Genomic DNA, 15,004 nt, shown 5'->3' with positions numbered 1-15,004 from the left:
TACTCCCCTTTCACTTGGGACAGGTCACATCAAGGATGGCTTGGGCCACATAATCAACATTCTGCAGATTGAGACCGGGCAGGCACATTCGGCCAGGTGAGACTAAATAGATAGAATATTGCTGCCGTAACTGATTCACTTGTTGCTCATTCAGCCCGGTATAGCTGAACATCCCTTTTTGATGGCTGATACGTGCATAATCCAGGGTTGAGCCCCCTTGTTCCAACCCAGCGGCCAGGGTGATACGCATCTGTTTGATCCGTTGGCGCATGCTGGTCAACTCGCTTTCCCATAACTGGTGCAATTGGGGATCACTCAACAGCGTCTCCACCACCTGGCTACCATGGGTCGGCGGGCAAGAGTAACTACGGCGCACTAATGTTTTTAACGCGCCTTTTACCCGCCCTGCGCTTTCCACGCTGTCACAACAGACTGATAATCCCCCTACCCGCTGGCCATACAGCGCCATGTTTTTGGAGAAAGAATTGCTGACCAAAAAACCCAGGTCGGTTTTCAGTATTTCGCGCAAGGCAAAACAGTCCTCTTCCAATCCATCACCAAACCCTTGATAAGCAATATCAAAGAAAGGTAACAAACGACGCTGTTGCAACCGATGAATCAGTGTTCGCCACTGCGATGGGTCAAGGTCAGTTCCCGTAGGATTATGACAACAGGGGTGTAGCAACACCACCGACCCTTCTGGCAATGAAGACAAGGTATCAAGCATCGCCTCAAACCGCAGTTGACCGGAAAGATCATCAAAGTAAGGGTAGCTATTCACCTGCAGCCCTGCGCCTTCAAATATCGCCTGATGATTGGCCCAGGTGGGGTCAGGTAACCATATTTCACGACGCGATAAATAGTGATAAATAAAATCAGCCCCTAGCTTTAACGCGCCGGACCCCCCGATACTTTGTATCGTGGCAATGCGCGGGATTGGCTCACCAAAGAGTAAGGTCTGAATCTGGTTGGCAAATAACGCGCTGCCCTCAATGGGGGGATAGGCATGTGGGCGCTGTTGTTCCAGCAAACGCTGCTCTGCAATATGTACCGCCTGCATCAAAGGAATATTCCCTTGATGATCATAATAAAGGCCAATTCCCAGATTGACTTTATTGGGATGAGCATCCTGTTGATAGGCTTCCATCAGCGACATAATAGGGTCAGGCATTGAGGGTTTAATATTTTTCAGCATGGTATTTCCTTCCTTCATTTTTCAATGAATTTGCGGGAGAGTAGATTTTTTTTAATAAAACAATTAAGCAATAGCACTCACTGTGATTTCTATTATCATCCCTGGAACGACTAATTTATCCACGATAACCGTTGATCGATTGGGATAAGGAGCATCAAAATAATTTTTATATATTGAATCAAGTAATTTTACGTATTTGATATCCGTCAGATAAACAATAACCTGCAGGACATTATCACTATGGCTTTTAGCTGCCTTTAGCGTAGTGGCAAGATTATCAAACGTCAGCCGGATCTGTTTTTCTGGATCCCCGGTGTCAATCGAGCCATCCATTTTTACCGGACCATGAGCGGTAAATAGCATCCCGCCGCCGGATGTTGCCCAGGAAAATGGTTGCCCAATATCCGGTAAGCCTGTTTCAATGATATTTCTCATCAGTGGTCTCTCCATAAGCAAGCCATTGGCGGTATAACGCACTCTCTGCAGAAAATAATATTTCCAACACACTGAAATGGTTGGCACCTGGAACTGAACACAGACTCACTGGCCCTCCCTTATTCTGCAGCATAGAATAATAATAACGTGACTGACCGATTAACTCTGGCAGTTCCTCTGCCCCATAAAACAAACATATTGGCTTAGCGGTTAACGGAATATGACGGGCTGGGCTCAACTCTTCTATCTGCTGACGAGTCAATTGTAAGTTCCGGTTTACCTCACTGGCTATTAATGGTTGTAATTCAAAAATACCACTGATGGGAAAAACAGCCTGAACACAGGAGTGATGCTGCCATAATGCCGCTAAATGACCACCCGCAGAGTGTCCAACCAGGTAAACCGGTTTCTCGTCACGCTGTTTTATCCGTTGTTCAATGGCATCCAATGCCATTCCAATTTGTTGGCTAATGCCCATTAATGTGGTCGATGGTGCTAAACCATACTCGACCAATGCCACATCGAAACCTGATGCCAACGGATTTTTGGCAATAAAAGCAAAATCCTCTTTATCACACCATTGCCAATAGCCACCATGAATAAATATCAATGTGCCTTGATACTCATTTGGTGAATAAAACCAGTCAAAAACTTCCCGCGCGCTATCCCCATAAGCAATATTTCTCTCATGACGTTCCTGTTGGTAAATAGCCCGACTTTGCGACTGGAATGATAATAAAATCGCTTTTTCGTCACTCACCGTAGAACCGTTATCATAACTGCCCATTAAAAGTTTCATATGTTAAACTTTGTTTATTATTTAAGATGTAATACAACTATTAACGGTTGGTTAAATAATTGTCAACAAACAAAGCTGGGTAATACGTGACCGAGGATATAGTTTTGATCATTGCCATGAGATGTTTCACTAGTAAAACTATTTAGCGTTTCATCAATGAAACATACGATGATTTCTACCCCGTTTATGCCAATTACCCTCTAAAGGTACAAACTGGTAGCGAGTAACAATTACCACCTGCCTTATTTATTTTCCGAGGCTAGTGATGTTCACCTCACCATTGCTCTAAATAACGGTCATTTTTTTGGTCTACTTATTAGACATAAGTGCAAAAACCACGATATGATCTCGGTTATTTTATTTTTAACAGCATAATATTCCGTTACTGAAAGGGGGCATTTTCAAAGTAGCCACGGTGAGTTAATGTAGAAGTGAGTAAACTTCCAACCTACCGTTGACTCAAAGGAGCCTGAGTATGTTTCCAGAATACCGTGACTTAATATCGCAGCTCAAATCAAACCATCCTCGCTTTCAGTCATTATTTGAAAAACACAATCAGCTGGATCATGAAATTTCCAGATTAGAAGGGCCATCGGGTTCCGGATACTCTGAAGAAGTCGTGCGTTTAAAAAAGGAAAAACTGCATATCAAGGATGAACTTCACAAAATTCTCAAAACGGCGGATGCCCTCAGCAAATAAACCCGCTGATCCTCACCTTGGTAAGGGGCACCATCGATACCCAGGTTGATTCAAATGATCACCGACATTTAAGAAATTTGAATCGGCTTGGGTAGTTACTCACGTGAAATCAAGTTGTAAGCATCATCGTTACCGGCAGTATGAGGTAAAAGGCCCTAAAGGCCGAAGTCGACGTCGGTTAGAAGTAGGCTTGTTGGTCTACTTCTATCGATTTAACATTTAGGTTTAGCATTTAGGTTTAGCATTTAGGTTTAACACTTCGCGCTTACAGGTAGCATCGGGGCTTCCAACGCCAAGAGCGGTACGGTAAGTCCCCCCTACTCCCCGGTACCATATGCTTTGTCCTACAACTTGAATGAAGCTGGGTAGCGAATTTTTGCCGTATCTTCACCACCTAAGTCACTGCCTGATACTCAAGTGACCTTGATGAGCAGCATAATGATTAAATGGCCGTGGAAAGCAAATTCAATACAGGCAGAAACCTTTGCCCAATGGCAGGAGGCCCTGGATATCCCCCTACTTGCTCCTTTAAATGAGCAAGAGCAACGGCGTTTGGTCGCTGTCGCCAGCCAACTGCTGCAAAACAAGCGCATCCTACCGTTACAAGGGTTGGAATTGACGCCATTAATGCAGGCTCGGATTGCTCTGCTATTTGCCTTGCCAGTGATGGAACTGGGTGCAGATTACCTGGATGGTTTCAATGAAATCCTGCTTTATCCTTTCCCATTTGTGGTCGAGGATGAGTGGCAAGATGATATTGGATTAGTCCACTCTGGGCCCATCGTTCAAGCGGGCCAAAGCTGGGAACAAGGCCCGATCGTGTTAAATTGGCAAGATGTGCAAGACTCTTTTGACCTTTCCGGTTTCAACCTGGTTATTCATGAAGCCGCACATAAATTAGACATGCGTAACGGCGGCAACGCGACAGGTATCCCCTTCATTCCTTTACGTGATGTTGCCGCCTGGGAACATGACCTGCACACTGTGATGGAAAACCTGCAAGACGAAATCGATATGGTAGGTGAAGAAGCCGCCAGTATGGACCCTTATGCGGCCAGTGATCCCGCAGAATGCTTTGCTGTGCTTTCTGAATACTTCTTTAGTGCTCCGGAACTGCTGGTAAACCGTTTCCCTACATTATATGGCCATTTCAAGCGCTTCTATCAGCAAGACCCTTTGAGCCGTTTGCAGCATTGGGGCGCTAACGATGAACCCTAGACCGCTGAGTTTGTTCAGATGATGAGCAGTCAGATCATCAAGAACAATTTAGCATTGACACAATGATGGCCGCTGGATATGATGCGCCCCGTTCACACGATTCCTCTGTAGTTCAGTCGGTAGAACGGCGGACTGTTAATCCGTATGTCACTGGTTCGAGTCCAGTCAGAGGAGCCAAATTTAGAAAATCCCGCTTAGGCAACTAAGCGGGATTTTTGCATTTAGGTTTGGTGACCATCGACACCTCAAATACCACCATGATGGAAAAGCGGAAACTCGCCTTGGGAGCCTACCCTGCCGTCTCTGTAGTGCTGGTGATAAAACAAGGGCGAGTCACCTCGCCCCTGATTTTCTGGATCACATTATCCCAATCACATTCTCTCAATAACAACAGTCTGTTAGAAGGCGTATTTCACCCCGACCATCACCGCTTTATTGTCATAACCCTGCTCACCAATTTGATTGGTCAAGTTACCCCAAACGGTGAGGTCTTTATTTAACTTGCCTTCAGCCCCCACTTGCACTTCGACCAGATGGCGGTTACCCGCCTGTTGCAGGGTGGTGCCATTCATGGAAACACCGGACATCTGGCTATTGCCAATGTAATTAACCGCCGCATAGGTGGTGAATACCGTCTTGCCCGTTTTATCCCCCGCCATCTGCATATCATTGGCGAACTTCACACCGACGCGAGTTTGCAGATTATGATGACCACTTTGTTGTATCTGGGTGCCTTTGCTATCAGTAAAATCCTTCATTTTGACGCCATTAAGGGTTAACTGCGCTTGCGGCGTCATATAACCGGTGTTATCACCACGTTGATAAATCTGCACGGGGTAGCCCACCTCCACCGAGGCACTGGCGCCGCGCAGGCGGTAATCCTGCTGACTCTCCGACTGCCCTTCGGTTGACCCGTTGAACCAGGCGTACTGCAACCAGCCATGCACATAAGGGCTATGGCGTTGATTGGCATATTGATACCAGGTGCCATACACCCCCAGGGAGTAACCGTCTAACCGGTTGTCAGAACGGTAATCGCTGATCCGTGAGTCTGAACTGCCATTACTCAGCCCATAACCCGCCATCACACCCACGGCGAGCGCATCTTCACCGGTGATTTGCCCGTTAAACACCTCGCCCCCCAGTTGTACCACATAGTTATTACTGCTATTGGAAAGCTGGCCGGATGCATCATTAAACTTGGTGCGGGAGCCTTGCTGGCGCAGCCATAAGCTGTGTTCCCCATCATCAACCGAGGGTTTGATGTCATCCAGGCGCGTATTGAACAAGGTATTGGCCGTGCCAATGCTGGCCATATAGCTGCCGGCTTCAGGGCGATAGACATCGTTGACAAAATCACCATAGTTCGAGCGCAAATACCAGTTGCCATTGGCTGGGTCCGTGGGTGTCCCTTGATAGAGGAAGTAATCAAGTGCCCCGGCCACAGCACGGCCATTTAAGGTAAAGTTGCCCGCAGAAACGCCCCCCACGCGAATAATTTCAATACCATTGCTGTTTTCAGCCCCTTCGCCGCCAATATTGTTGACGGTGACCGTACTCTCGCCAGCGGTGTTACCGCTAATCACCAGTTGGTCCGTTTGGGAGGCATCATCACCCAACACGCTATCAAACGTGATATTGCCATTATTGCCAATATAGTTGCCATTAATGGTCAGCGCGGCGTAATCCGCCCCGGTGGCACTGCGCCCAACCGCCATCGTACCGGCGTTGGTGACATTACCGTTCACCTGGCCATCACCCGCCAAGGTGCCATTCGCTTCAATGAGAACCTGGCTGTTTAAAATTGCCGACGAGGCGCCACTGAACGCCATCGCACTGGCTTGTCCCCCCGCGATGACGGCCGGCGTCGTGCTGAGCAGTAAGCGCCCCGCTTGAATGACGGTGGTCTGCGCACTCACCTGGTCGTTGGCAATGTGTAGCGTACCACTCCCCTGTTTAACCACCGTACCCTGACCACTGACGGGCGTGACAAACTGCCAGAGCCCATCGGTCTCTAACACCAACGTCCCGTCGTTAGCCACCGCAGCACTCCCCAGGCTCTCCGCCGCACTGGCTTGTAAGGTGGTGCCGCTTTGTGTGAAGAAGGTACCGCCATACTGGCTGTTATTGCCGGTTAATGTCACCGCTGCTGCGTTAGTCAGCTCAACGTCACCGGCCCCTTGTAGCACATTGACCAGGTTACCCACGGCGCTATCCAGCGTCAGTTGACCATCGATAATAATGTCACTCTGCCCCAACGCGCCGGTTTCGCTCAGCTGTGCGTTGGCTGCAGAGAGGATATGCGTTATTGCGCTATAGTCCGGGCTATGACGGGTGAGCGCCAAGGTGCCGCCAGCCAATATCAGGTTACCCGCACCGGTCATCACGCCATTGACTTGCCCCCCCTCTTTTACCGTCAAGCTGCCATTGTTGAGCGCCAAGGTACTGTTGCTGTCTGTATTCAGTGCCCCCACCGTTTGGGTATGGGCATTCAAATCCACACGGGCACCGCTGCTAATGGCAAGGTTAGCGGTATTCCCCAAGGCCGAATCGGCCATTAACTGCAAAATACCCGAGCGCACGAAGGTCGCACCGGTGTAATCATTGGCGCTACTTGACAAGGTCACGATGGTGCCATCATTAGGGGAATCAATCGCCAAATCACCGCTGCCGGTAATTTTCGCGTTAAGATTATTGTGTGGGGTGCCGTTATTGACCAACGTGCCCTGCAAAACCAGCGCTTCACTGCCGCTGGTTAACAGTTCCAGCTTTTTCAAACCGTAATTGACATATAAACCGTCCCGTTCGATACCGGTACTGAGGCCATACATAAAGGTCCCCATACCCGCGACCGTCGTGTTATTGGGGTTGGTAATGCCTTGCAGATAAATAGTCTCGATGGGGAGATTGTTGCCATCCGTGAGTATCAACTCATCACCCGTGCCGTTGGCGGCCCCTTGCGCCAACCCGACAATAATCACCCCGGTGTCCAGATCCAGGGTGTTCAGCCCCTCGATACTGGGCGAGAGTGTCTCTGGCAAGTTGACACTCACCGTACCGCCAGCGCGCGTATCAATATTTTGCGCAATAATGGTCCCCTCGGAAGTGACCACCCCATTGTTTTCACTCAGGTTGGCATAGGTTAATACCCCGTCCTTGAACACCAGACTACCGAGGGTTTGTACCCCATCCCCCACCGAGGTATTACTGCCCGCCGCCAGCTCAAGCGTCGCCTGAGTCAAGGTGGTGGTATTGGCACCCGACAAATCAAACCGGGTATTTTGTAAATTCACCGTGCCCGCAAAAGCACTGCCCACGGTAGTACCAAAGTTAAAGGCGGCGCTGTTGGTGTTGACGTTGACATCACCGATCCCGGTCAGGGCATTATTGAAGGTGAATGCCCCGCTGGTGTTGATATCTAACGCACTGCTGCTATCAGCCACATTCACCCTGGCGTCACTGTTCAGCACCGTGTTGCCATCAATATTCAGACTGGAGCCACTCGTCAAATCCACTATTCCACTGAAATTCTGAGCATTGCTGTTACCCGCCAGATTAATGTGGCTTTCACTCAGCACCCAATTGCCCGCCCCGGTTAACACATTATCCAGCGTACTCGGGGCTCCACCGGCATAATCGCTAAACAGCAAGTTGCTGCCACTGGCAATCGCCACCGAACCCTGCCCCAGATTCTGTGCGTATATCACCGTCAGGGTGCTGTCACCCACCAAGTCATACCGCCCATAGAAGTTGCTATTATCGCCAGCCAGCGCCATATCAGCGCCATTGCTGACGCTGACGGTTGAACCGTCTACCCCGGTCAGTGCATTCATCACCAAGCCACTCAACCCATTGAATACCAGCACCGAGGTATTGGTGGTTAAATCCACCGTCGCCGTTGAATCCCCAAGATTGTAAGCCGCATCGACAGTTAAGCGGCTATCCGCTGCAATCCTCTGGGTACCGCCGAAGCTGTTAATGCCCGTAAGTTGCACATCCCCTTGGGTGTTGATGATACCGGAGCCACTTAACTGATTGGCAAAGCGGCCATCCCGGGCGAAGGTCAGGCTACCCTCCACATTGACTTCACTGCTGCCCAAGGTACCGGCACTGTTCAGCACCAGCGTAGCCCCGTTATCAATCTGTGTATCGCCGGTTAAGCCACTATTAGCGGCACTGACGGTAAAGGTGCCCCCTTGCACCTGCAACTCACCATGACCGGTTAAACCGCCGGTCGCGCTGGAGGTTCCCCCCTCGGTCAGCATCAAGATACCGCTACCGAGATCAAGGATACCATTGTTGGTTAACGTCCCGATGGTCAGCAGGCTTGCCCCGAGCAGTACCGTGCCATTATTGACAGCACTCTGCACATTCTGGTTGTAACTGTTGAGATCAAACGTACTGCCGCTGTTGACCGTCAGCAAGCGGGTACTGCCCAGCGCCCCATTGCCCCCGAGTACCACCGTGCCGCCCTGGAGGGTGGTATTACCGGTGTAACTGTTGGTGCTGTTGGAGATGGTTAGCGGTGCCAGGCTGCCATCCAGCACCAGGTCACCGCTGCCAAAGATAGTCACCGACAGGTCGTTGTTAGAGCCCGCCAGCCCATCGGTGGCAATCACCAGCGCATCAGCACCATTACCGAGCAACTCCAGCGCAGTGAGAGCGTAATTCATATACAGCCCCGCACCATTGCGACCCTGGTTACTCAACGCATAATCATAAATCCCGTTGGCAACATGCACCCCGCCCTGGTCGATTTGCGAGGTGGTCTCTTGCCCCACCTCGCTACCATTGATTTGCAAGGTCAGTTTATTCGCCCCGGTGGCTGACTGGGCACTCACCAGTTGAATGCCATTGGAGGCTGAAATTTGATTCAGTAATGAGCCATTCGGCGGGGTGTTATCAATAGAAAGATTGCCCAGAACATTGACCACACCGCTACTGGCAGTCAAATTGTTGGTCGCAATCACCCCATCCGCCTGCTGACCGGGAATGCCGGCATAAAACACCAGACTGCCGCCATGGAGACTGACATTACCCACGGCTTCTGTACTACTCACCCCAACACGCCCCACGGTGGTATGACTGCCCGTGCCCAGGTCCAGAGTGGCTTGCGTTAATGTACCGGTATTCGTGCCGGCGAGAGCAAACTGGGTGTTTTGCAAGCTGACCTTGCCGGTAAAATCACTGCCCACCGGGGTGCCAAAATCAAACGCCGTGTTGTTGGTATTGACATTGACCACGCCCTGCCCAGTCAGCGCATTATTGAAGGTAAACGCCCCCGTGGTGGCGATGTTCAGATCACTGCTGATATCCGCCACATTCACCGTGGCCGCACTGTTGAGTACCGTGCTGCTGTCGATATTCAAGCTGGAGCCCTGGGTGATATTCACCACACCGCTAAAGTCCTGAGCCAGGCTGTTATTGCTCAAATCAATATGACTCGCATTGAGCGTCCAACGGCCATCACCACTGAGGGCATTATCCAAGGTGCTTAACGCGCGCGCGAAATAACCGTTAAACAGCAACGTACTGCCACTGGCAATCGCCACCGAGCCATTGCCCAGGCTCTGCGCTTGTGTCACCGTCACCGTGCTGTTGCCAATCAGATCATACCCGCCATTAAAGTTGCTGTTATCACCCGTCAGCGACAACGCCGACCCATTGGTGACCGTCACCGTTGAATCGCTCACCCCGGTCAGTGCATTGGCCACCGCACCAAACAGGCTACTCAAGACCAACTCCGAGGTGTTGGTGGTTAAATTCACCGTGGCGGCAGCATCCCCCAGGTGATTGGCCGCAGTCACGGTTAAGCGGCTGTCGGCACCAATCACCTGAGCACCGACAAACAAGTGGTTATCACCGGTGAGTTGCACATCCGCCAGCGTATTGATAATCCCCGCACCACTGAGTGGGTTGGCAAAGCTGCCATCGCGGGCAAAGGTCAGGCTACCGTCCACGTTCACATCACTGCTGCCCAGGGTCCCGGTATTGTTCAGTATCAGCGTCGCCCCACTGTCAATGTCGGTATCAGCGGTTAATCCACTGTTGGCCGCACTGACGGTGAAGGTACCGGCTTGGACATTGAGCAATCCACTACCGGTTAAACCGTCGGTAGCGCCGGAACTCCCCCCCTGGGTCAGGGTCAAGGTGCCGGTACCGAGATCAATCAAACCATTGTTGGTTAATGCTCCACTGGTCAGTACGCCACTGCCTAACAGCACCGAGCCCTCATTGGTGGTACTTCCCACAATTTGCTGGTAGTTGTTGAGGTTGAACGTACTGCCACTGTTCACTGCCAGTAAAGTGGTGCTGCCCAGTGCTCCACTGGCCCCCAGCGATACCGAGCCTGCGCTGATAGTAGTGGTGCCGCTATAGCTGTTGGTGCTGTTGGAAATCGTTAACGGTGCCAGGGCACCCGCCAGCACCAAGTCACCGGTACCAAAGATATTCACCGACAGGGTGTTGTTAGAGCCCGCCAGCCCATCGGTAGCAATCACCAGCGCATCTACACCATTACCCAGCAACTCAAGGGCGGTGAGGGCGTAATTCATATACAGGCCCGCCCCATAACGGCCACTGTTGCTCAAGCCATAATCATAAATCCCGTTGGCAACATGGACACCGCCCTGGTCAATTTGGCTCGAGGTCCCTTGCCCTGCCGCCGCCCCATTAATCAGCAAGGTTAACTGACTGACCCCCGAAGCGCTCTGAGCACTCACCAGTTGAATACCATTGGAGGCCGAAATTTGATTCAGCAGTGAACCATTGGGTGGGGTGTTATCAATGGCAATATTGCCCAACACGTTCACCACCCCGCCATGGGCAGTCAAGCTGTCAGTCGCGATGATCCCATCCGCCTGCTGGCCGGGAATACCGGCATAAAACGTCACACTACCGCCATCAATGCTGACATCGCCGACAGTTTCTGTGCTGATGACCCCACTGGCCCCGACTGTGGTGTTACTGCCGTTACCCAGGTTGAGGGTGGCAAGCGTTAACGCGCGAGTATTGTCGCCAGAGAGTGCAAACAGGGTATTTTGTAAATTCACCGTACCGGCAAACGCACTGCCCACCGTCGTGCCAAAGTTAAAGGCGCTGTTGTTGGTGTTGACATTGACATCCCCCAACCCGGTCAGCGCATTATTGAAGGTCAACGCCCCGGTGGTGGTGATGTTCAAATCACTGCCGGTATCCGCCACATTCACCCTGGCGGCACTGTTCAGCACGGTGCTGCCGTCAATAGTCAGGCTAGAGCCATTAGTCAGGTCCACCACACCACTCAAGCCCTGTGCATCACTGCTATTGCTCAGATTGATATGGCTGGCATCCAGCGTCCAGATGCCCGCCCCGCTCAGCGCGTTATCCAGGGTACTCAGTGCCCCGCTGGCATAATTGCTAAACAGCAGATTACTGCCACTGGCGATGGCGACTACACCATTGCCTAATTGTGGTGCCTGCGTCACCGTCAGGGTGCTGTTATCCACCAGATCAAACACGCCGTAAAAATTGCTGTTATCGGCGGACAGGGACATCTCGGCCCCATTGCTGATACTGACGGTGGAATCAACCACCCCAGTCAGCGCATTGGCGATATCTCCGAGCAAGCCACTGAAATTCAGTACCGAACTGTCGGTGGTTAAATCCACCGTGGCGCTGGCATCCCCCAGATTATTGGCGTCAGTGACGGTTAATCGGCTGTCTGCGCCAATCACCTGAGCGCCGGTAAACAGGCTGTTATCACCGGTAAGTTGCACATCCGCCAGCGTATTGAGGGTGCCGGCACCACTGAGTGGGTTGGCAAAACTGCCATCACGGGCGAAATTGAGGTTACCGTCCACGTTCACATCACTGCTGCCCAGGGTCCCGGTATTGTTCAGTATCAGCGTCGCCCCACTGTCAATGTCGGTGTCAGCGGTCAGCCCACTGTTGGCGGCACTGACGGTAAAGGTGCCTGCTTGTAGCTGCAACAGGCCATCACCCAGTAACCCATCGGTCGCGCTGGAGGTGCCCCCTGCGGTGAGGGCTAGCGTGCCGGTCCCCAGGTTAATGCTGCCGTTGTTGGTGAATAGCCCACTGGTCAGCACACCAGCGCCTAACAGCACCGTGCCTTCATTGGTGGTACTCCCCACCATTTGGTTGTAGCTATTGAGGTTAAAGCTACTGCCGCTGTTCACTGCCAGCAAACTGGTGCTGCCCAGCGCCCCACTGGCCCCCAGCAACACCGAGCCTGCACTGATGGTGGTGGTCCCGCTATAGCTGTTGGTGCTGTTGGAAATCGTTAACGGTGCAAAGGCACCCTCCAGCACCAGGTCACCGGTACCAAAGATATTCACCGACAGGTTGTTGTTAGAGCCCGCCAGCCCATCGGTAGCAATCACCAGCGCATCTACACCATTACCCAGCAACTCAAGGGCGGTGAGGGCGTAACTCATATACAGGCCCGCCCCATGACGGCCACTGTTGCTCAAGCCATAATCATAAATCCCGTTGGCAACATGGACGCCCCCCTGGTCAATTTGGCTCGAAGTCCCTTGCCCTGCCGCCGCCCCATTAATCAGCAAGGTTAACTGACTGGCCCCCGAAGCGCTCTGGGCACTCACCAGTTGAATACCATTGGAGACCGAAATTTGATTCAGCAGTGAACCATTGGGTGGGGTGTTATCAATGGCAACATTGCCCAACACATTCACCACCCCACCATTGGCAGTCAAGCTGTCAGTAGCGATAACCGCATCCGCCTGCTGGCCGGGAATACCGGCATAAAACGTCAAACTACCGCCATCAATGCTGACATCGCCGACAGTTTCTGTGCTGATGACCCCACTGGCCCCGACCGTAGTGTTACTGCCGTTACCCAGGTTGAGGGTGGCAAGCGTTAACGCGCTGGTGTTATCACCGGATAGGTCAAACAGGGTATCTTGTAAATTCACCGTACCCGCAAACACATTGCCTACCGTGGTACCAAAATTAAATACCGCCTGGTTGGTATCAACATTGACATCCCCCAACCCGGTCAGCCCATTGTTAAAGGTAAACGCCCCGGTGGTGGTGATGTTCAAATCACTGCCGATATCCGCCACATTCACCCTGGCGGCACTGTTCAGCACTGTGCTGCCGTCAATAGTCAGGCTAGAGCCATTAGTCAGGTCCACCACACCACTCAAGCCCTGCGCATGACCACTATTGCTCAGATTGATATGGCTGGCATCCAGCGTCCAGGTGCCCGCCCCACTGAGGGCGTTGTTCAAGGCGCTCAGTACCCCATTGGCATAGGCGCTAAACAGCAAATTACTGCCACTGGCAATGGCCACCGAGCCATTGCCCAATTGTGGGGCTTGCGTCACCGTCAGGGTGCTGCCGCCCACCAGATCAAACAAACCGTAAAAATTGCTGTTATCCGCAGACAGGGACATATCGGCCCCATTGCTGATACTGACGGTGGAATCAACCACCCCAGTCAGGGCATTAGCCACATCCTCCGTCACGCCACTGAAATTCAGCACCGAGCTGTCGGTGGTCAAATCCACGGTGGCGCTGGCGGCCCCCAGATTATTGGCGTCAGTGACGGTTAATCGGCTGTCGGCACCAATCACCTGAGCGCCGATAAACAAGTGGTTATCACCGGTGAGTTGCACATCCCCCAGGGTATTGAGGGTCCCTGCACCACTGAACTGGTTGGCAAAGCTGCCATCGCGGGCAAAATTGAGGCTCCCCTCGACACTCACATCACTGCTGCCCAGGGTCCCGGTATTGTTCAGTACCAGCGTCGCGCCGCTGTCAATTTGGGTATCGGCGGTTAACCCACTGTTGGCGGCACTGACGGTAAAGGTACCTGCTTGTAGCTGCAACAGGCCATCACCCAGTAAGCCATCGGTAGCGCTGGAAGTACCGCCCTCGGTGAGCACCAAGGTACCGGTCCCCAGGTTAATGCTGCCATTGTTGGTTAACGCCCCACTGGTCAGCACACCGCTGCCTAACAGCACGGTGCCCTCATTGATGGTGCTTCCCACCTGTTGGTTGTAGCTATTGAGGTTAAAGGTACTGCCGCTGTTCACGGCCAGTAAATAGGTACTCCCCAGCGCCCCACTGGCCCCCAGCAAGACGGTGCCCCCAGCAATAGTGGTACTGCCGCTGTAACTGTTGGTGCTGTTGGAGATGGTTAACGGCGCCAAAGTGCCGTCCAGTACAAGACCGCCGGTGCCAAACACGTTAACCAGTAAATCGTTGTTGGAGCCTGGCAAACCGTCGGTGGCTATCACCAGTGCATCGGTGCCATTTTCCAGCAACTCCAGGGCGGTAAGGGTATAATCCATATACAACCCCTCGCCACTCTCCCCGCTGTTGCTCAAGCCATAATCATAAATCCCGTTGGCAACATGCACGCCATTTTGTTCAATTTGGTCTGAGGTATTTTGCCCAACGTTAGTACCATTAATCTGCAAGGTCAGTTGATCCGCCCCACTGGCGGTTTGCGCACTCACCAGTTGCATGGCATTGTCGCCGGTCATTTGGTTCAACAGTGAACTACTGCCGGGGGTGTTATCTATCGCTGCATTGCCTAAAATATTTACTGTACCGCCGGTGGCGATAAAATTATCGGTGCTGAGCAAGCCATCTGCACGTCCCCCCGGGAGGTCACCATAAAACGTCAGGG

The 15,004-nt window shown here is 52.0% G+C and carries 6 protein-coding genes and 1 tRNA gene; 3 read left to right on the top strand and 4 right to left on the bottom strand.

The features are described 5' to 3' along the window. Nucleotides 1-10: 10 nt before the first annotated feature. From IO95_RS15025 to IO95_RS15015, 3 genes are all read right to left on the bottom strand, one after another. On the bottom strand, nt 11-1,195 hold the full coding sequence (locus IO95_RS15025) for an amino acid aminotransferase (protein WP_023492820.1): 1,185 nt from the start codon (nt 1,193-1,195) through the stop codon (nt 11-13). A 63-nt stretch (nt 1,196-1,258) separates the two neighbouring features. After that, a complete protein-coding gene (locus IO95_RS15020; protein ID WP_023492821.1) occupies nt 1,259-1,630 on the bottom strand; it encodes a RidA family protein in 372 nt (123 codons plus the stop codon). Continuing rightward, nucleotides 1,614-2,429, bottom strand: a complete 816-nt coding sequence (locus IO95_RS15015; RefSeq protein ID WP_023492822.1) for an alpha/beta hydrolase — start codon at nt 2,427-2,429, stop codon at nt 1,614-1,616. The genes IO95_RS15020 and IO95_RS15015 overlap by 17 nt, the downstream gene beginning before the upstream one ends. Nucleotides 2,430-2,904: 475 nt before the next feature. Here IO95_RS15015 and IO95_RS15010 point away from each other — a divergent pair, with 475 nt between their 5' ends. The 3 genes from IO95_RS15010 (at nt 2,905) to IO95_RS15000 (ending at nt 4,524) form a co-directional block, all read left to right on the top strand. After that, a complete protein-coding gene (locus IO95_RS15010; RefSeq protein ID WP_023492823.1) occupies nt 2,905-3,129 on the top strand; it encodes a YdcH family protein in 225 nt (74 codons plus the stop codon). 438 nt (nt 3,130-3,567) lie between these two features. Next, nucleotides 3,568-4,347, top strand: a complete 780-nt coding sequence (gene mtfA, locus IO95_RS15005; protein ID WP_023492824.1) for a DgsA anti-repressor MtfA — start codon at nt 3,568-3,570, stop codon at nt 4,345-4,347. A gap of 101 nt (nt 4,348-4,448) precedes the next feature. Next, a tRNA-Asn gene (locus IO95_RS15000) sits at nt 4,449-4,524 on the top strand. Between the two features lie 221 nt (nt 4,525-4,745). On the opposite strand, the gene IO95_RS14995 is transcribed toward IO95_RS15000, so the two are convergent. Next, nucleotides 4,746-14,960 (bottom strand): autotransporter outer membrane beta-barrel domain-containing protein, encoded by a 10,215-nt coding sequence (locus tag IO95_RS14995; protein WP_235186777.1) that lies wholly within the window; start codon nt 14,958-14,960, stop codon nt 4,746-4,748. Nucleotides 14,961-15,004 lie beyond the last annotated feature (44 nt).

It is taken from the genome of Serratia sp. DD3 (assembly GCF_000496755.2).
The sequence above is the reverse complement of the archived record's forward strand: the minus strand, read 5'-3'. Positions and strand labels throughout refer to the sequence as shown.